The following is a 17,601-nucleotide window of genomic DNA, read 5'->3' as shown; positions in this document are numbered from 1 at the left end:
TCCCGTGACGCGGTGGCCCTCCCGGAGCCTGGGACCAGGTCAGTGGACGTCGCCCATCAGGGCCTTCACGTTGCGGCGGTACATGTAGACCGCGACACCCGCGACGGCGGCGAGGACCGCCTCCACCAGGACCGCGCCGGACCCGCTGAGGTCGACGCCGGCGATGGCCGGGTTGGACAGCAGGCTGGTGATGGAGTCGCCCGCGGTGACCGCGAGGAACCAGACACCCATCATCTGGCTGGCGTACTTGGCCGGAGCCATCTTCGTGGTCACCGACAGGCCGACCGGCGACAGGCACAGCTCGCCGACGGTCTGGATCAGGTAGATGCCCACCAGCCACATCGGGCTGACCTTCGTGCCGTCGGACGCCATGCCCAGCGGCAGCAGGAAGAAGAAGAACGAGACACCGATGAAGAACAGGGCGGCGGCGAACTTCGCGACCGTGCTCGGCTCCTTGCCCTTGCGGCTCAGCCACAGCCAGAACCAGGCGAAGACCGGAGCCAGCGCCATGATGAACACCGGGTTCAGCGACTGGTACCAGGAGGACGGGAAGTCGAGGCCGAACAGCGAACCGGCGGCCTTGTTCTCACCGAACGCCTGGACGGTGGAGCCACCCTGGTCGTAGATCATCCAGAAGGCGGCGGCGGCCACGAAGAACCAGATGTAGCCCGTCATCTTGGACTGCTCTACGGACGACAGGTCCTTGTCGCGCTTGATGCGCAGCAGCACACCGGCCGGGATGACCAGACCGATCACGGTCAGCGGGATCATCGCCCAGTTCAGGGTGAAGTGGCCGGTGAGGCCGACGATGCCGTAGAAGACGGCGGCGACGGCCAGCCAGGTCAGACCCTTGCGCAGCCAGGTGGCGCGCTCCTCGGCCGCGAGCGGCTTGGGAACGACGTTGCTCTGCGGGCTCAGGTTGCGGGTGCCGAGCAGGAACGCGGCGAGACCGATGGCCATGCCGACCGCGGCGAGGCCGAAGCCGAGGTGCCAGTTGACCTCCTGGCCGACCGTGCCGATGACCAGCGGCGCGAAGAACGCACCCATGTTGATGCCCATGTAGAAGATCGTGAAGCCACCGTCACGGCGCGGGTCGTCCGGGCCCTCGTACAGGTGGCCGACCATGGTGGAGATGTTGGCCTTCAGCAGACCGGAACCGAGCGCCACCAGCCCCAGGCCGGCGAAGAAGGGCGCCTGTCCGCCGGGCAGCGCCAGCACCACGTGACCGGCCATGATCGTGACGGCCGCGATGGCGACGGTCTTGCGGGGGCCCCAGACGCGGTCGCCGAGCCAGCCGCCGGGCATGGCGAGCAGGTACACCATCGACAGGTACACCGAGTAGATCGCCGTGGTGGTGGCCAGGTCCATGCCCAGCCCGCCACCCGTGCTGCCCTTCTTGGCGTCGGGGCCGCCGGAGAGCAGGTACACGACGAGCAGGGCCCTCATGCCGTAGAAGCTGAAGCGCTCCCACATCTCGGTCATGAAGAGAGTGGCCAGTCCGCGGGGGTGGCCGAAGAAGGTCTTCTCGGATCCGGGGGTGCCCGGGTGGACCGAGTCCTTCGTCAGGCTGGACGCCATGGTCGTTCCTTGCTGGTCGGGACGCGCGGTGAAGCGTTGCGCGCCCGGTGGGGGTGTCGGCCGGCACCGGCGCGGTCGGTCGTCCACCCCAACGCCCAGGGGGGAGTCCGCTCCGGATCGCGGAGTGGCGGACGGCGACCATCGGGATCCACGCCCCGCGACGCGTCAATGCGTCCGGAGTCCGGCCAGGGGTCATTCCTTGCGAGGCTGGTCTGGACCAGCCCGCACACAAAAGAAGACCTTCAGCGTCAAGTGCCCGCCAAAGGTCCCCGGTGTACTACAGGCGTTCAGGTCACCATACGGCAGGACAGTGCCGGATATGGAAGGACTTGAGACACGGATCACAGGTGTCGCGGGAACCGCAGGACCCGTTTCGAAGGTCTCCCTACGATCGCATCCCCAGGTCAATGGTTCGGACCAGGACGCCGTGAAGGTAAGGATCCCGGGAACCGATCACACCCCAGCAGTCCTCGCGGGCGGTCTACCATCACCTCATGACCCGTGTACTGCTCGCCGAGGACGACGCGTCCATCTCGGAGCCGCTGGCCCGCGCCCTGCGCCGGGAAGGTTACGAGGTCGAGGTGCGCGAGGACGGACCCGCCGCGCTCGACGCCGGATTGCAGGGCGGCGTCGATCTGGTCGTGCTGGACCTGGGCCTGCCCGGCATGGACGGCCTGGAGGTCGCCCGCCGGCTGCGCGCCGACGGCCACACCGTGCCGATCCTCATCCTGACCGCGCGAGCCGACGAGGTGGACACCGTCGTCGGCCTGGACGCGGGCGCCGACGACTACGTCACCAAGCCCTTCCGGCTCGCCGAACTGCTCGCCCGGGTGCGGGCCCTGCTGCGGCGCGGCGCCGCCGAGCCGCAGCAGCCGCCGGCCACGCACGGCGTGCGGATCGACGTCGAGTCGCACCGGGCGTGGATGGGCGAGGAGGAACTCCAGCTCACGGCGAAGGAGTTCGATCTGCTGCGGGTCCTCGTGCGGGACGCCGGCCGGGTCGTCACCCGCGACCAGTTGATGCGCGAGGTCTGGGACACCACGTGGTGGTCGTCGACCAAGACCCTCGACATGCACATCTCCTGGCTGCGCAAGAAGCTGGGCGACGACGCCGCGAACCCCCGCTACATCGCCACGGTGCGTGGTGTGGGCTTCCGGTTCGAGAAGAGCTGAGCCCCCCCCGGGGCCTGCTCGGGTAACAGGACATGCGCCGACGTCTCATCCAGTCCACCCTCGCCGTCGTCCTCGTGGTGATCGCCGTCTTCGGTGTGTCCCTGGTGATCGTCGAGACGAAGACGATCAGCAACAGTGCCCAGGAGCGGGTGGAGTCCGAGGCGGTGCGGCTGGCCAGCATCGTGGACAGCCGGATCCTCGCCGCGGAGAACGTCAACGCGAACGCGCTGCGCAACCCGGTCGGCAAGGACCAGTACGTCCTGATCCGCATGCCCGGCAAGGCGCCGATCGAGATCGGCACCAAGCCGCAGGGCGATGTCATCCACTCCACGCAGCGCGGCGAGGAGGGTGAGACGGTCACCGTGCAGGAGCCCCGCTCCTCGGTGACCCGCGAGGTCGGCCGGACCCTGCTGATCATCGGACTGGTCGCGCTGCTCGCGGTGGTCGCGGCCGTGCTGCTCGCCGTACGGCAGGCCAACCGGCTCGCCTCCCCGCTGACCGACCTCGCCGAGACCGCCGAACGCCTCGGCTCCGGCGACCCGCGTCCCCGGCACAAGCGGTACGGCGTCCCCGAGCTGGACCGGGTCGCCGATGTGCTGGACGCGTCGGCCGAGCGGATCGGGCGCATGCTGACCGCCGAGCGGCGCCTCGCGGCCGACGCCTCCCACCAGCTCCGCACCCCGCTGACCGCCCTGTCCATGCGGCTCGAGGAGATCACGCTCACCGACGACCCGGACACGGTGAAGGAGGAGGCGACCATCGCGCTGACGCAGGTCGAGCGGCTGACGGACGTGGTGGAGCGGTTGCTGACGAACTCGCGCGACCCGCGCACCGGCTCCGCGGTCTCCTTCGACCTGGACGAGGTCATCCAGCAGCAGCTCGCCGAGTGGCGGCCCGCCTACCGCAGCGCCGGCCGGGCCGTCGTCAGCTCGGGCAAGCGGCACCTGCGGGCCGTCGGCACGCCGGGCGCGGTCGCCCAGGTGCTGGCCGCACTGATCGAGAACTCGCTGATGCACGGCGGCGGGACCGTCGCCCTGCGCACCCGGGTCACCGGCAACCAGGCCGTGATCGAGGTCACCGACGAGGGCCCCGGCGTTCCGGCCGACCTCGGCGCGCGGATCTTCGAACGAACGATCAGCGGCCGGAACTCCACGGGCATCGGTCTCGCCGTCGCCCGTGACCTCGCGGAGGCCGACGGCGGGCGTCTGGAGCTGCTGCAGGCACAGCCCCCGGTGTTCGGTCTGTTCCTCTCGCGCACGCCCCCCGCCCACAAGCCGGACGAGGGCCGGCCGACGGTCCGCTAGACCGGAGCGCCCGTCGGCTCCGCCGGGAATTCCCTACGGAACCCGCTGCTTGGGCGCGGGCTTCTTCGGCGCGGGCTTGTTCGCCTCGGCCGCCAGGATCGACTGCGCCTCCCGGGCCGGCAGCGCCTGGAACACCCAGGTGCGGTAGGACCAGAACCGGAACAGGGTCGCGACGCCGATGCCGACGAACTTGAAGACGTTGCTCTGCAGCGGGCTGTCCCAGCCGAAGCCGTAGGTCGCCAGGTACAGCACGCCGTTCTCGATCACCAGACCGACCGCACTGAACAGCAGGAACAGCGTGAGTTCCTTGGTGCGGCCGCTCTTGTCGCGGTCCCGGTACGTCCAGTAACGGAAGCCGACGTAGTTGAAGGCGATCGCGACCACGGTCGCGATGATGCTGGCGCGCACCACCGGCAGGTCGGAGACGTGCCGGACCAGGTTGAACACGCCGAGGTTGACCAGGACACCGGCGCCGCCGACGGCGCCGAACTTGGCCGCCTCGCGTACGAGCCGTTGCAGCCCCGAGGAACGAGGTTCCATGGCTGTGCAGCTCCCGTCGGTAGGTTTCGTCAACCCCGCCATGCTATCCAGCCGGGGCCGCCGACGCCTGTGGACCCGGCCACGGCTCGGAAACGGGTGGGACGGAGGCGGGAAAGCACGGGCTGAGCGGCATGAGCGGGATGCGTTCCGGCCGCCCCCTGCGTGGCCGATACGCTAGGGGTGTGACGTTCCCGGTAGTCGGCATGGTCGGCGGGGGGCAGCTCGCGCGTATGACGCACGAGGCGGGCATCCCGTTGGGCATCAGGTTCAAGCTCCTCAGTGACACCCCTCAGGATTCCGCGGCGCAGGTCGTGAACGATGTCGTCATCGGCGACTATCGCGATCTGGACACGCTGCGTGAGTTCGCGCGCGGTTGTGATGTGATCACCTTCGATCACGAACATGTACCCACCGAGCACCTCAGGGCCCTGGAGGCGGACGGCATTCCCGTGCGCCCGGGACCCGACGCGCTGGTGCACGCCCAGGACAAGGGGGTGATGCGCGCCAAGCTCGACGCGATCGGCATCCCGTGCCCACGGCACCGGATCGTCGCCGATCCGCAGGACGTCGCCGCGTTCGCGGCGGAAGGTGACGGCTTCCCGGTCGTCCTGAAGACCGTCCGCGGCGGCTACGACGGCAAGGGTGTGTGGGTCGTCGACTCCGTCGAGGAGGCCGCCGAGCCGTTCAGGGCGGGTGTGCCGGTCCTCGCCGAGGAGAAGGTCGACTACGTCCGTGAGCTGGCCGCCAACGTCGTGCGCTCCCCGCACGGCCAGGCCGTCGCCTACCCGGTGGTGGAATCGCAGCAGGTGGGCGGCGTCTGTGACACGGTCATAGCCCCCGCTCCCGGCCTGGACGGGGACCTCGCGCTCAGGGCCGAGGAGATGGCCCTGACCATCGCCAAGGAACTCGGCGTCGTCGGGCACCTGGCCGTCGAGCTGTTCCAGACCCGCGACGGCCGCATCCTCGTCAACGAACTGGCGATGCGCCCGCACAACTCCGGCCACTGGAGCATGGACGGCGCGATCACCTCCCAGTTCGCCAACCACGTCCGCGCCGTTCTGGACCTGCCGCTCGGCGACCCGCGTCCGCGCGCCAAGTGGACGGTCATGGTCAACGTCCTGGGCGGCGACTACCCGGACATGTACGCCGCGTACTTGCACTGCATGGCCCGCGACCCCAAGCTCAAGATCCACATGTATGGCAAGGACGTGAAGCCCGGCCGCAAGGTCGGCCACGTCAACACCTACGGCGACGACCTGGACGACGTCCTGGAGCGCGCCCGTCACGCAGCCGGCTACCTGAGAGGGACGATCACCGAATGAGCCCGGTCGTAGGCATTGTCATGGGGTCGGACTCCGACTGGCCCGTCATGGAGGCTGCCGCCAAGGCCCTCGACGAGTTCGAGATCGCCTACGAGGTCGATGTCGTCTCCGCGCACCGCATGCCCCGCGAGATGATCACGTACGGTGAACAGGCCGCCGACCGCGGTCTGAAGGTGATCATCGCCGGTGCGGGCGGCGCCGCCCACCTGCCGGGCATGCTCGCCTCCGTGACCCCGCTGCCGGTCATCGGCGTCCCGGTGCCGCTGAAGTACCTGGACGGCATGGACTCCCTGCTGTCGATCGTGCAGATGCCGGCCGGTGTCCCGGTCGCCACGGTCTCCGTCGCCGGTGCCCGCAACGCCGGTCTGCTCGCGGCCCGCATGCTCGCCGCGCACGACGAGGAGCTGCTGCACAAGATGCGCGACTTCCAGCAGGACCTCAACGACCAGGCCACCGAGAAGGGCAAGCGGCTGCGCTCCAAGGTCGAGGGCACGAGCGGTTTCGGCTTCGGGAAGTGACGCCGATGACCTCGTCGGCGTCGCTGGACGCGGCCCGCGCGCTGCTGCGCGAGTTCCCGGTCGTCGACGGCCACAACGACCTGCCGTGGGCGCTGCGCGCGCAGGTCCGCTACGACCTCGACGCCCGCGACATCGGCGTACGCCAGGACGCCCATCTGCACACCGACATCCCGCGGCTGCGTGCGGGCGGGGTCGGGGCGCAGTACTGGTCGGTGTACGTGCGCTCGGACCTGCCGGACGCGGTGCCGGCCACGCTCGAGCAGATCGACTGCGTCCGGCAGCTGATCGAGCGGCACCCTGGGGAGCTGCGGGCCGCGCTGACGGCCGCCGACATGGAGGCGGCGCGCCGGGACGGCCGGATCGCCTCCCTGATGGGCGCCGAGGGCGGCCACTCCATCGCCAACTCCCTCGGCACGCTGCGCGGTCTGTACGCGCTCGGCGTGCGCTACCTGACGCTCACCCACAACGACAACGTGGACTGGGCGGACTCCGCGACCGACGAGCCGAACGTGGGCGGCCTGTCCGCCTTCGGCCGCGAGGTCGTCCGGGAGATGAACCGGCTCGGCATGCTCGTCGACCTCTCGCATGTGGCGGCGACCACCATGCGGGACGCGCTGGACGCCACGTCCGCGCCGGTGATCTTCTCGCACTCCTCCTCGCGGGCGGTGTGCGACCACCCGCGTAACATCCCCGACGACGTCCTGGAGCGCCTGCCCGCCAACGGCGGCATGGCGATGGTGACGTTCGTGCCGAAGTTCGTGCTCCAGGCCGCCGTGGACTGGACGGCCGCGGCCGACGAGAACATGCGCGCCCACGGCCTGCACCACCTGGACACCAGCCCCGAGGCGATGAAGATCCACCGCGCCTTCGAGGAGCGCATCCCGCGTCCGGTCGCCACGGTCTCCACGGTCGCGGACCACCTGGACCACATGCGCGAGGTGGCCGGCATCGACCACCTGGGCATCGGCGGCGACTACGACGGCACGGCGTTCACCCCGGACGGCCTGGACGACGTCTCCGGCTATCCGAACCTGCTCGCCGAGCTGCTGGACCGCGGCTGGTCCACGGCCGACCTGGCCAAGCTGACCTGGCAGAACGCGGTACGGGTGCTGGGCGCGGCGGAGGACGTGGCCCGAGACCTTCAGGCCACGCGCGCCCCGTCCAACGCCACGATCGAGTCACTCGACGGCGCGGAGGGCTGAGCGTCGAGGGTGGGGTAGTCGGTGTAGCCGTCCGCCCCGCCCACGTACATCAGGTACCGGTCCCGGACCGCGTTGAGGGGTGCGCCGAGGCGTAGCCGTGTGACCAGGTCGGGGTTGGCGAGGAAGGGGCGGCCGAGCGCGACCAGGTCGGCGCCGGCGGCCAGCATCCGGCGGGAGGCCCGGGTGACGGCCGCCGTGGTGAGGTCGGGCAGCACCGGGTTGCCGATCAGCGGGCCGGGCCAGTCGGCGCGGATCCGCCGGTACCAGCCGGCCGCCGGGTCGGCGTACACGAGGTGCAGATAGGCCAGGCCCAGGTCCTTCAGACGGGCCACGAGCGCCGGGTACAGGGTGTCGGTGTCGTCCTCCCGGATGCCGTTGACTGTGGCGCCGGGGGAGAACCGGATGCCCACCCGGTCGGCGCCGATCGCGTCGGCCACCGCCTCGGTCACCTCGGCCGCGAACCGCACGCGCCGCTCGACGGAGCCGCCGTAGGCGTCCGTGCGGCGGTTGGTGTTGCCGGCGAGGAACTGGTGCAGCAGCATCCCGTTGGCCGAGTGCACCTCGACGCCCTCGAAACCCGCCTCGACCGCCCGGCGCGCTGCGGCGGCGAAGTCGGCGACCGTGGCGCGGATGTCGTCCGCCGTCATCTCCCGGGGGACGGCGGACGGCCGGTGACCGCCGTGCGTGAAGATGGTCTCCGGCAGCGGGATCGGGGAGGGCGCGACCGGCGTCAGCCCCGTGGTCGCCGGGTGGCTGACCCGGCCGCCGTGCTGGAGTTGCAGGAACATCCGCCCGCCGGCCGCCCGTACCGCGTCGGTGACCTGCCGCCAGCCGGTCACGTGCCGGTCGGTGTGGATCGCGCTGATGTCGGGGTACGTCTGCCCCACCGGATTGGGCGTCGAGCCCTCGGCGATGATCAGGCCGGCCGACGCACGCTGGGCGTATTGCGCGGCCATGAGCGGGGTCGGGGTACCGTCGGCCTCCGCGCGGTTGCGGGTGAGCGGGGCCATCACAAGATGGTTGGGGAGTGCCAGCCGGCCGAGCCGGGCCGGGGCCAGGAAGTCCGTGGTCTGCGTCATGCCCGTACGCTAGAACCTCACACTGATGTCAGATTCAAGCCCGCGCCACGGAGGTCGGCATGCGGATCGGTGAACTGGCCCGGCGCACGGGCGTGAGCGAGCGGTCGCTGCGCTACTACGAGACCCAGGGGCTCCTCGCGGCCGAGCGCACCCCCGGCGGACACCGGGACTACCCGGAGGCGGCCGTCGACCGGGTCATCCGGATCCAGGAACTGTACGCGGCCGGACTGCACAGCGAGAAGATCCGGCAGCTGCTGCCCTGCATGCGCGACCGCGACGGCGGGCCCTCCGCCATCGCCACCCCCAGGCTGGTCTCCGACCTCTCCGCCGAACGCGACCGCATCGACCGCATGATCGCCGATCTCGAGCGGTCCCGCGAGACCCTGGACGAGGTGATCCGAACGGCCCGCGAGGCCTGACCGGAGTACCGCCGGACGCCCCGGCCCTCCGTGCGGACCGTGTCGTAGGCGGCCGTCAGGTCCGTGGCGGACTGGCCGGGCCCGTAGGGCGGCTGCGCGTCATCGGCGCCATCACGACGCGGTTGGCCAAGCGTGTGCCGGCCAGGTCGTAGGGGGTGAAAGCCTTGTTCCTGGTCGTCGTTCCCTTGTCCGTGCGGGTTTCGTACGGGCCCGTCGCCGGGCCGCTGTCTCCAGGCGTTCTGGAAATACCTGTTCGCGCCGGTAAAGCAGGTCGGGCATTTTCTCCGGTCTGCCATCAAGGGGATTTCTCCGCCCCCGAACCGGCGGAATTCAACGCGAAGAACCGGCGCCCCGCCGGGCCGACTGGGGCCGATAGGCTGCCGATAGGCTGGGGATATACATGTTCGAGCAGTTACACGGAGGAGCGCAGCATCACATGATCCGCCCGGACTCCGAGGCTCCCCGGCCCGACGCTGCCGAGGCGGCCCACATGCCGATGCCGCCCTCGGTCCAGGCCGGGCGGATGGCGCACGCGATCTTCCGGGTGGCCCGGCTGCACCGCATGCTCGCCGGGCAGCTCCTGCGCCGGGTCGGTCTCCACCCCGGCCAGGAACTGGTGATGATGCAGCTGTGGGACCTCGGTCCGCAGCGCCAGATCGACCTGATCCGGCTGCTCGGCTCCGACGCGGCCACCATGACCCGCACCATCAAGCGGCTCGAACACGCCGGGTTCGTTCGCCGCCGCCCCAGCCCCACCGACAAGCGGGCAACGATCATCGAGCCCACCGAGGCCAGCCTCGCCCTGCGGCACCAGGTCGACGAGGTCTGGGCGGAGCTGGAGGAATGTACCGCTGGGGGACTGCCTGAGGAGCGGCAGGCCGAGGCCGTCCAGGTCCTGGAGCTGATCGAGGCGAGCCTGGCCCTCGCCGCGACCCGGCACGCGCACCGGGAAACCGGCGGCCAGGCCGCACCGCCCGAGGGGCGGGCCGGTCGCACGTAGCCCGCCCCGCCCAGGGCGCAGGGGGGTGACCGGTGCCTCGACCGTGGTCCGAGGCGGGCCCGGGGCCTGCGTCGCCCGCGACCTGGCCGGCGCCTCCCGCTGTCCGCACGGGAGCGCCGAGTTGATCCGGCACGGCTGGGCCGGGACCGATCCGGCCCAGCCGACCTGGGGCACAGCAGAGCGGTGCTGCGCACCGCGGACTTCACGGCCCGCGCCGCCCAGCACCTCCGGGAGGCGTCGACGGCACGGATCACCGAATTCGACGGCTGAGTCCGAGCCGAGTCCGAGCCGGTGTCAGGGGTGGTCGATCCGGCACAGGCAGAACGGGTGCCCGGCCGGGTCGGCGTACACCTGGAAGTCCTTCTTCTCACGGTCCTCCAGGTCCAGCGGACGGGCGCCCAGCGCCAGTACCCTCTCGTGCGCCGCGTCGACCTCCGCCCAGGTCCGCCCCGCGTCGAAGTCGACGTGGAACTGCTGGCCGTTGCGGTCCGCCCGCGGCCACTCCGGCGGGGTGTAGCCCTCGGCCCGCTGGAAGGCCAGCCGCGGCCCGTCCGGAACCTTCAGGACCACCCAGTCGTCGTCCTCGGCCCGCGGAGTCCCTCCGGCCACCGCCGCGTAGAAGTCGGCCAGCGCACGCGGATCGGGACAGTCGAGCACGACGTTACGGAAGCGGGCCACGGACGTCATGGGCTCCTCCTTCGGGACGGTTCAGCAGGCGCAGAGACAGAACGGGTGCCCCGCCGGGTCGGCATAGACACGGAAGGTGCGCGAACGGTCCTCCGCGTCCAGCGGCTTCGCGCCCAGTTCCAGCACCCCCTTCTCCGCCGCGTCCAGGTCCTCGACCACCAGGTCCAGGTGGAACTGCTGCGAGTGGTCCGCCGCGGGCCACGTCGGCGGCACGAACCCGGGCGCCTGCTGGAAGGCCAGCGCGGGGCCGCCGGGCACCTTCAGGTCCACCCACTCTCCCTCCCCCTCCACCGTGCCGCCCAGCACCCCGGCGTAGAAACCGGCCAGCGCACGGGGATCGGGACAGTCCAGGACCACGACACCGAGCTTGGCAAGAGCCATGACTACCTCCTTGCGTTACCCGTATAGGCGGGTAACCAGTAACGGTTACTGCATGCTGCCCCATAGCGGGTAACGTCGCAAGCATGAGCGAGAGATCGGCTGCCCCCGGCGGCCTGGCCCTGATCGAGTCCCTGGTCAACACGCTGGACATCGAGACGGGCGCCGACTCGCTGGACTCCGCCGAGGGCCGCGGCCGCTTCGGGATCACGGAGGCCGGACTGGACGACGCACGGGATCTGCGGGAGTCACTGCGGGCCGCGCTGCTCGCACACGCCGGCCACCCGCCGCACCGTCCGGTCACCCCGCTCGGCGCCCTGCTGGCACCCGCCCCGCTGTACGTCTCCGTCGACGACCGCGACGGCTCCGCGGCCCTCACCCCCGCCGACGACGGCCCCCTGCTCTGCAAGGTCGCCGCCGCCGTCGCCGAGGCACTCGTCGCGGGCACCTGGACCCGGCTGAAGGCCTGCGAGGCCGAGACCTGCCACTGGGCCTACTACGACCGCAGCCCCGCCGGACGCGGCCGTTGGTGCTCCATGCAGGTGTGCGGGGCCCGCGCCAAGATGCGCCGGTACCGCGCGAAGGGGCCGTGACACCCGGCGACTTGGTGCAGAATGCGGAAAGACGCCGGTTCGGCCGACTGAGCCTCGGCCGAACCGGCGTCGCCAGTCCGTGCGGTCGGCTGAGCTCTGACCGAACCGGCGTCGCCAGTCCGTGCGCCTACGCGGTGGGGCGCCCCATCGCCCGGTACGTCCAGCCCGCCCGCCGCCACACCTCCGGGTCGAGGGCGTTGCGCCCGTCCAGGATCACCCGGGCCGCCACGGCCTCGCCGAGCACCGCCGGGTCCAGCTCGCGGAACTCCTGCCACTCGGTCAGGTGCAGCACGATGTCGGCGCCCCGGACGGCCGCCGGCGCCGAGTCGGCGTAGCCCAGGGTCGGGAAGACCCTGCGCGCGTTGGCCATGCCCTTCGGGTCGTACACGGTCACCTGGCCGCCCTGGAGGTGGATCTGGCCGGCCACGTTCAGCGCGGGCGAGTCGCGGACGTCGTCCGAGTCGGGCTTGAAGGTGGCGCCGAGAACCGCGACCCGCCTGCCGAGGAAGGAACCGCCGCCGAGCGCCTCCCGGGCCATCTCGACCATCTGGCCGCGCCGGCGCATGTTGATGGAGTCGATCTCCCGCAGGAAGGTCAGCGCCTGGTCCGCGCCCAGCTCGCCCGCCCGGGCCATGAACGCCCGGATGTCCTTCGGCAGGCAGCCGCCGCCGAAGCCGATCCCGGCGCGCAGGAATTTCTTCCCGATCCGGTCGTCGTGCCCGATGGCCTCCGCCAGCTTCGCCACGTCACCGCCCGCGGCCTCGCACACCTCCGCCATCGCGTTGATGAAGGAGATCTTGGTCGCGAGGAAGGAGTTCGCGGCGGTCTTCACCAGCTCCGCGGTCGGGAAGTCGGTCACGACGAACGGCGTGCCCTCGCCGATCGGGGTGGCGTACACCTCGCGCAGCAGCTTCTCGGCCCGCTCGCTGCGCACCCCGGCCACGATCCGGTCCGGGTGCAGGGTGTCCTGGACGGCGAAGCCCTCGCGCAGGAACTCGGGGTTCCAGGCCAGCTCGGCGTCCGCGCCGGCCGGTGCGTGCTCGGCGAGGTAGGCGGCCAGCCGGTCGGCCGAGCCCACCGGGACCGTCGACTTGCCGACGACCAGGGCCGGGCCGGGCAGATGCGGGGCGAGAGAGGCGATGGCGGAGTCGACGTACGACATGTCGCAGGCGAACTCGCCGTGCTTCTGCGGGGTGTTCACGCACACGAAGTGCACATCGCCGAAGGCGCCCACCTCGGCCCAGTCCGTGGTGAACCGCAGCCGGCCCGAGGACCCCTCGATCCCGGCCACGTGCCGGCGCAGCAGTTCCTCGAGACCCGGCTCGAACATCGGGGTCTCGCCGCGCTCCAGCATGGCGATCTTCTCGGGGACGACGTCGAGCCCCAGCACCTCGAAGCCGAGCTCGGCCATGGCCGCGGCGTGCGTGGCGCCGAGATAGCCGGTGCCGATCACGGTGATCTTCAGGCTCATGGGTGCGCTCCAGCTCGGGGACTCTCTCGTGCGGTGCCTGAGCATAGTCGGGCCGTTCCCCGGGCAACTTTCCCGCTGTCATCAAGGTCACGTAGGCGTGTCCGGGGCGGCCCTCTAAAATTTGAGTTACTTAACGGTAATTAGCGTCAGTATCACTGCGTCTTTGGAGCGTGAGAGACCTTGGCCGGATCGGCTGACTTCGACCTGTACCGCCCGTCCGAGGAGCACGACATGCTCCGCGACGCCGTCCGCTCGCTGGTCGAGGCGAAGATCGCGCCGTACGCCGCCGCGGTGGACGAGGAGGCCCGCTTCCCGCAGGAGGCGCTGGACGCCCTCGTGGTCAACGACCTGCACGCCGTGCACGTACCCGAGGAGTACGGCGGCGCCGGTGCCGACGCGCTCGCCACGGTCATCGTGATCGAGGAGGTGGCCCGCGCCTGCGTCTCCTCCTCCCTGATCCCGGCCGTGAACAAGCTCGGCTCCCTCCCGGTCATCCTCTCCGGCTCCGAGGACCTGAAGAAGAAGTACCTCGCCCCGCTCGCCAAGGGCGACGCGATGTTCTCGTACTGCCTGTCCGAGCCGGAGGCGGGCTCGGACGCGGCCGGCATGAAGACCAAGGCGGTCCGCGACGGCGACCACTGGGTCCTCAACGGCGTGAAGCGCTGGATCACCAACGCGGGCGTCTCCGAGTACTACACGGTCATGGCCGTCACCGACCCCGAGAAGCGCTCCAAGGGCATTTCCGCCTTCGTCGTCGAGAAGTCCGACCCGGGCGTCTCCTTCGGCGCCCCGGAGAAGAAGCTCGGCATCAAGGGCTCCCCGACCCGCGAGGTCTACTTCGACAACGTCCGCATCCCCGCCGACCGCATGATCGGCGCGGAGGGCACCGGCTTCGCCACCGCGATGAAGACCCTGGACCACACCCGCATCACCATCGCCGCCCAGGCCCTCGGCGTCGCCCAGGGCGCCCTCGACTACGCCAAGGGCTACGTCCAGGAGCGCAAGCAGTTCGGCAAGCCGATCGCCGACTTCCAGGGCATCCAGTTCATGCTCGCCGACATGGCCATGAAGGTCGCCGCCGCCCGCGCCCTGACGTACCAGGCCGCGGCGGCCTCCGAGCGCGGCGACAGCGACCTCACCTTCCAGGGTGCGGCCGCCAAGTGCTTCGCCTCGGACGTGGCGATGGAGGTCACCACGGACGCGGTCCAGCTCCTCGGCGGCTACGGCTACACCCGCGACTACCCGGTGGAGCGCATGATGCGCGACGCCAAGATCACTCAGATATACGAAGGCACGAACCAGGTCCAGCGGATCGTGATGGCCAGGAACCTGCCGTAACGGCACCGGTTCCGGATCTCGGAAGGCGTCCTTCGGGGCGCCTTCTTCTTCGTTCGCGCGCATGACGGCTGCGGACCGAGATGCCTCCCTCCGGCCGCCTGCCCGGCGGCGGAGACGGCCGCCTGCGGAAGCTGCGCCGGCGAGGCCCGCCGGCCGCGCGGGGGCGGTCGGATCGCTGCACCGCGTATGCCACCGGGTGGAGCTGCCGGAGCGCGGCCCGGTCTCCTGCTCGCGCCTTCCGGCCGGGGCCGGTGACGGGGAGCCGGTGGAGGCCGCCCACCGCGGCGGGGAGGGCCGGAAGCCGTAAGCCGACATGCGGGGTGGCGGTCCTCGACGTAGGACGGAAGCACACGGGATCCGATCCGGGTCCCCGCCTCCCAGGAGGAAGCCATGACCCAGTCCGGAATGATGCCTGCCCTCACCCAGCAGATGCAGGACTGCATCGAGGCCTGCATGAGCTGCCACAGCATGTGCGAGGAGACGATGAGCTCCTGCATGCAGAAGGGCGGCCCGGAGCAGATGCAGATCATGCGCGCGCTCATGGACTGCTCCGAGACCACCCGGATGAGCGCCGACATGATGATGCGGCGCTCGCCGATGTCCGCGGAGATGTGCATGCTCTGCGCGAAGGTCTGCGACATGTGCGCCGAGGCGTGTATGTCCATGCCGGACGACCAGCAGATGATGCGCTGCGCCGAGGCGTGTCGCCGCTGCGCGGACACCTGTCGAGCGATGGCGGGCGCCGGCATGTGAGCCGCCCCGCCTGACCGCGATCAAGGGCATCCCCTGGGTGCCCTTGATCTCAGTGCGGCAGACTGGGACCCGTGAACGCGACGGATGCGACCGCGGCCTTCGACGCCGCCGAGCGGTCGATGTGGGCGGGTCGGGCCGAGGCGTACGCCGGGAGCTTCGGCCGGCTGTGCGCGTACCCCGTGCCGGCGCTGCTGGACGCCGCCCGGATCACGGCGGGGACGCGGGTGCTCGACATCGGCACCGGCACCGGCGCGGCCGCGCTCGCGGCGGTGGAGCGGGGCGCGCTGGTGCGGGCCGTGGACGCCGACTCCGGGATGGTGGCCGGGGCATGCCGGCGCGGGGTCGCCGCCGAGGTGGCCGTGCTGCCGGAACTGCCTTTCGCGGACGGCGAGTTCGACGCCGTGGTCGGTAACTTCGTACTGAACCACGTAGGTCGTCCGCGCGCCGCCCTCGCCGAGCTGCGGCGCGTGCTGCGTCCCGGGGGCCGACTGGCCCTGACGCTGTGGGGCGCCCGGCGCGGGGCGGGACAGGACCTGCTCGGGAACGCGTGTGCGGCGGGCGGGGCGGTGACGCCGTCGTATCTGCCGCGCCTGGACCCCGCCGAGGACTTCGCCCGGACCGCCGAGGGGCTGGCCGGGCTGCTCGCGGAGGCCGGATTCGTCGGTGCCGAGGCACGTGAGCTGGCCTGGGAACACCGGACGACCGTCGAGGAGTGGTGGGCCGGGGCGGCCGGCGGAGTGGCCACCGTCGGGCTGGTCGTCACCTCGCAGCCCGCGGAGACCGTGGCCCGGATCCGGCGGGAGTACGAGCGGCTGTGCGCCGCCTTCGCCTGCGAGGACGCCGATGGGGAAGGGCGGCTGGCCCTTCCCCATGTGGCACTGCTGGCTCTCGCGGTCCGCTAGTCGCCGGTGACGGTGACCTTCTGGTCGTTGTTCAGCTCGTTCACGAGGGTCTTCACCTTCGCCTTGTCCCAGACGAGGTTGCCGCCGGCGGAGCCGGAGATCGGTATGTTCATGGACGTGCCGTCACCGCCGCTGACGCCCTTCATCGCCCAGAACATCGAGGCCAGGTCGAACAGGCCCATGTCCTTGTCGACGATCAGCGAGTCCAGGCCCGCGCCCATGGTCGGGTAGAACCTGAAGGGGTTCAGGACCGTCGACGGGGTGGCCACCTGGTGGGCCAGGGCGGCCAGGAACTTCTGCTGGTTCTTGGTGCGCTGCAGGTCCGAGGCGGCGAACGCGTGCCGGGTGCGGACGAAGGCGAGGGCCTGCTTGCCGTTCAGGGTCTGCTTGCCGGCCTCGAAGTCGGCGCCCGACCACTTGTCCTTGAAGCCCTTGTCGATGTCGATCTCGACACCGCCCACCGCGTCCACGATGTTCGCGAAGCCCTGGAAGCCGATCTCCACATAGTGGTCGATGTGCAGGCCGGTGTTGTACTCGATCGTGCGGACCAGCAGCGTCGGTCCGTCCTCGGCGTAGGTCGCGTTCAGCTTCGCGTGCCGCCCCTGCGCCGGATAGGTCTTCCCGGACGTCGACCCCTTGTACGACGGGACCACCACGTCCGAGTCGCGCGGCAGCGAGATCAGCGTGTCGCCGCTGTCACCGACGTGCAGGATCATCATCGAGTCCGTGCGCTTGCCCTTGGCGCCACCGGTGTGCAGGTTCTTCTCGTCGTCCTTGGACATGCCCTCACGGCTGTCCGAGCCGACGATCAGGTAGTTGGTGCCGTCACCCCCCGCCGGCCGCTCGATGACCTTCGACAGGTCGACCTCGCGGCGCAGCTTGGAGTCGGCCCAGAAGTACGTCGCCACGGATGTGACGACCACCACGGTCGCCAGCGAGATCGCCGTCCACTTGATCCGGCGCCGCCAGTTCGGCGCGGGACGCGGCGCCCGGGTGGACGCACCCTCCGGCCCGCCCGGCCCGCGGCCGCCGGGGCTGCCGTAGACCTGGCCCGTGTTGTAGCCGCTGTCGTACTCGACGTATCCCCGGCCGTCGACGTACGACGGCTGCTGCGGGACACCGGCGCCGTGCGGCGGTGCCGACGGGCCGGGGGTGCCGTAACCGGAACGCTGTCCGGGCGGTACCGCCGGGCCGCGCCGCACCTGCCGCATCACGCGGGCGCTCTCCGGCTGCGCACCGGCACTGCCGCGTCCGTAGCGCGGGCCGCGGTTGTCGTCGGACCATCCCTCGGGCCAGTCATTCATGCGCCCCAGTGTGCAGGGCGTGGCCGTGTGCCTTACAGGCT

Annotated in this window: 18 protein-coding genes; 11 read left to right on the top strand and 7 right to left on the bottom strand. The window is 70.9% G+C overall.

The window, feature by feature from the left end; all coding sequences use genetic code 11:
- Positions 1-39: 39 nt before the first annotated feature.
- Positions 40-1,578, bottom strand: a complete 1,539-nt coding sequence (locus ABZ079_RS19730; protein WP_356940722.1) for an oligopeptide:H+ symporter — start codon at positions 1,576-1,578, stop codon at positions 40-42.
- A 494-nt stretch (positions 1,579-2,072) separates the two neighbouring features.
- Between ABZ079_RS19730 and ABZ079_RS19725 the strand changes: the two genes are divergently transcribed.
- Positions 2,073-2,750 carry a response regulator transcription factor gene (locus ABZ079_RS19725; protein WP_356940721.1) on the top strand — a complete coding sequence of 226 codons (678 nt, stop codon included), beginning with the start codon at positions 2,073-2,075 and terminating at the stop codon, positions 2,748-2,750.
- 32 nt (positions 2,751-2,782) lie between these two features.
- Entirely contained in the window at positions 2,783-4,054 is a 1,272-nt protein-coding gene (locus ABZ079_RS19720) for an ATP-binding protein (protein WP_356940720.1), read from the top strand.
- A gap of 33 nt (positions 4,055-4,087) precedes the next feature.
- Here ABZ079_RS19720 and ABZ079_RS19715 read toward each other — a convergent pair whose 3' ends face one another.
- Positions 4,088-4,594, bottom strand: a complete 507-nt coding sequence (locus ABZ079_RS19715; RefSeq protein WP_356940719.1) for a GtrA family protein — start codon at positions 4,592-4,594, stop codon at positions 4,088-4,090.
- A 182-nt stretch (positions 4,595-4,776) separates the two neighbouring features.
- Between ABZ079_RS19715 and ABZ079_RS19710 the strand changes: the two genes are divergently transcribed.
- The 3 genes from ABZ079_RS19710 to ABZ079_RS19700 are packed head-to-tail and all read left to right on the top strand — an operon-like array spanning position 4,777 to position 7,636.
- The gene (locus ABZ079_RS19710) at positions 4,777-5,916 is read left to right on the top strand and encodes a 5-(carboxyamino)imidazole ribonucleotide synthase (protein ID WP_356940718.1); all 1,140 of its coding nucleotides are present in this window, start codon (positions 4,777-4,779) and stop codon (positions 5,914-5,916) included.
- Positions 5,913-6,434 (top strand): 5-(carboxyamino)imidazole ribonucleotide mutase, encoded by a 522-nt coding sequence (purE, locus tag ABZ079_RS19705; protein ID WP_356940717.1) that lies wholly within the window; start codon positions 5,913-5,915, stop codon positions 6,432-6,434. Before ABZ079_RS19710 ends, purE begins: the two co-directional genes overlap by 4 nt.
- 5 nt (positions 6,435-6,439) lie before the next feature.
- Positions 6,440-7,636, top strand: a complete 1,197-nt coding sequence (locus tag ABZ079_RS19700) for a dipeptidase (protein ID WP_356940716.1) — start codon at positions 6,440-6,442, stop codon at positions 7,634-7,636.
- On the opposite strand, the gene ABZ079_RS19695 is transcribed toward ABZ079_RS19700, so the two are convergent.
- A complete protein-coding gene (locus tag ABZ079_RS19695) occupies positions 7,576-8,715 on the bottom strand; it encodes an alkene reductase (protein WP_356940715.1) in 1,140 nt (379 codons plus the stop codon). The two genes, ABZ079_RS19700 and ABZ079_RS19695, sit on opposite strands and share 61 nt — an antisense overlap.
- A gap of 59 nt (positions 8,716-8,774) precedes the next feature.
- Between ABZ079_RS19695 and ABZ079_RS19690 the strand changes: the two genes are divergently transcribed.
- Together ABZ079_RS19690 and ABZ079_RS19685 are read left to right on the top strand one after the other, a co-directional pair.
- Positions 8,775-9,134, top strand: a complete 360-nt coding sequence (locus ABZ079_RS19690; RefSeq protein ID WP_356940714.1) for a MerR family transcriptional regulator — start codon at positions 8,775-8,777, stop codon at positions 9,132-9,134.
- Positions 9,135-9,570: 436 nt separating this feature from the next.
- Positions 9,571-10,134, top strand: coding sequence for a MarR family transcriptional regulator (locus ABZ079_RS19685; protein ID WP_356940713.1), 564 nt, complete (start codon positions 9,571-9,573; stop codon positions 10,132-10,134).
- Positions 10,135-10,428: 294 nt separating this feature from the next.
- On the opposite strand, the gene ABZ079_RS19680 is transcribed toward ABZ079_RS19685, so the two are convergent.
- Together ABZ079_RS19680 and ABZ079_RS19675 are read right to left on the bottom strand one after the other, a co-directional pair.
- Positions 10,429-10,821, bottom strand: coding sequence for a VOC family protein (locus ABZ079_RS19680; RefSeq protein ID WP_356940712.1), 393 nt, complete (start codon positions 10,819-10,821; stop codon positions 10,429-10,431).
- A 21-nt stretch (positions 10,822-10,842) separates the two neighbouring features.
- Positions 10,843-11,202, bottom strand: coding sequence for a VOC family protein (locus ABZ079_RS19675; protein ID WP_356940711.1), 360 nt, complete (start codon positions 11,200-11,202; stop codon positions 10,843-10,845).
- Positions 11,203-11,285: 83 nt separating this feature from the next.
- Between ABZ079_RS19675 and ABZ079_RS19670 the strand changes: the two genes are divergently transcribed.
- On the top strand, positions 11,286-11,792 hold the full coding sequence (locus ABZ079_RS19670; RefSeq protein WP_356940710.1) for a CGNR zinc finger domain-containing protein: 507 nt from the start codon (positions 11,286-11,288) through the stop codon (positions 11,790-11,792).
- Positions 11,793-11,919: 127 nt separating this feature from the next.
- On the opposite strand, the gene ABZ079_RS19665 is transcribed toward ABZ079_RS19670, so the two are convergent.
- Positions 11,920-13,263 (bottom strand): UDP-glucose/GDP-mannose dehydrogenase family protein, encoded by a 1,344-nt coding sequence (locus ABZ079_RS19665; RefSeq protein ID WP_356940709.1) that lies wholly within the window; start codon positions 13,261-13,263, stop codon positions 11,920-11,922.
- A 180-nt stretch (positions 13,264-13,443) separates the two neighbouring features.
- Here ABZ079_RS19665 and ABZ079_RS19660 point away from each other — a divergent pair, with 180 nt between their 5' ends.
- From ABZ079_RS19660 to ABZ079_RS19650, 3 genes are all read left to right on the top strand, one after another.
- The gene (locus ABZ079_RS19660; protein WP_356940708.1) at positions 13,444-14,601 is read left to right on the top strand and encodes an acyl-CoA dehydrogenase; all 1,158 of its coding nucleotides are present in this window, start codon (positions 13,444-13,446) and stop codon (positions 14,599-14,601) included.
- Positions 14,602-14,991: 390 nt separating this feature from the next.
- On the top strand, positions 14,992-15,354 hold the full coding sequence (locus ABZ079_RS19655) for a four-helix bundle copper-binding protein (protein ID WP_356940707.1): 363 nt from the start codon (positions 14,992-14,994) through the stop codon (positions 15,352-15,354).
- Between the two features lie 119 nt (positions 15,355-15,473).
- Positions 15,474-16,256 carry a methyltransferase domain-containing protein gene (locus ABZ079_RS19650; protein WP_356940944.1) on the top strand — a complete coding sequence of 261 codons (783 nt, stop codon included), beginning with the start codon at positions 15,474-15,476 and terminating at the stop codon, positions 16,254-16,256.
- Here the strand turns inward: ABZ079_RS19650 and ABZ079_RS19645 are convergent.
- Positions 16,253-17,560, bottom strand: a complete 1,308-nt coding sequence (locus tag ABZ079_RS19645) for an LCP family protein (RefSeq protein ID WP_356940706.1) — start codon at positions 17,558-17,560, stop codon at positions 16,253-16,255. The two genes, ABZ079_RS19650 and ABZ079_RS19645, sit on opposite strands and share 4 nt — an antisense overlap.
- Between the last annotated feature and the right edge of the window lie 41 nt (positions 17,561-17,601).

Origin of the sequence: Streptomyces sp. NPDC006314 (assembly GCF_040613075.1) — a bacterium.
In the GTDB taxonomy this organism is placed as follows: domain Bacteria; phylum Actinomycetota; class Actinomycetes; order Streptomycetales; family Streptomycetaceae; genus Streptomyces.
This window is presented reverse-complemented; position numbering and strand designations above follow the sequence as displayed.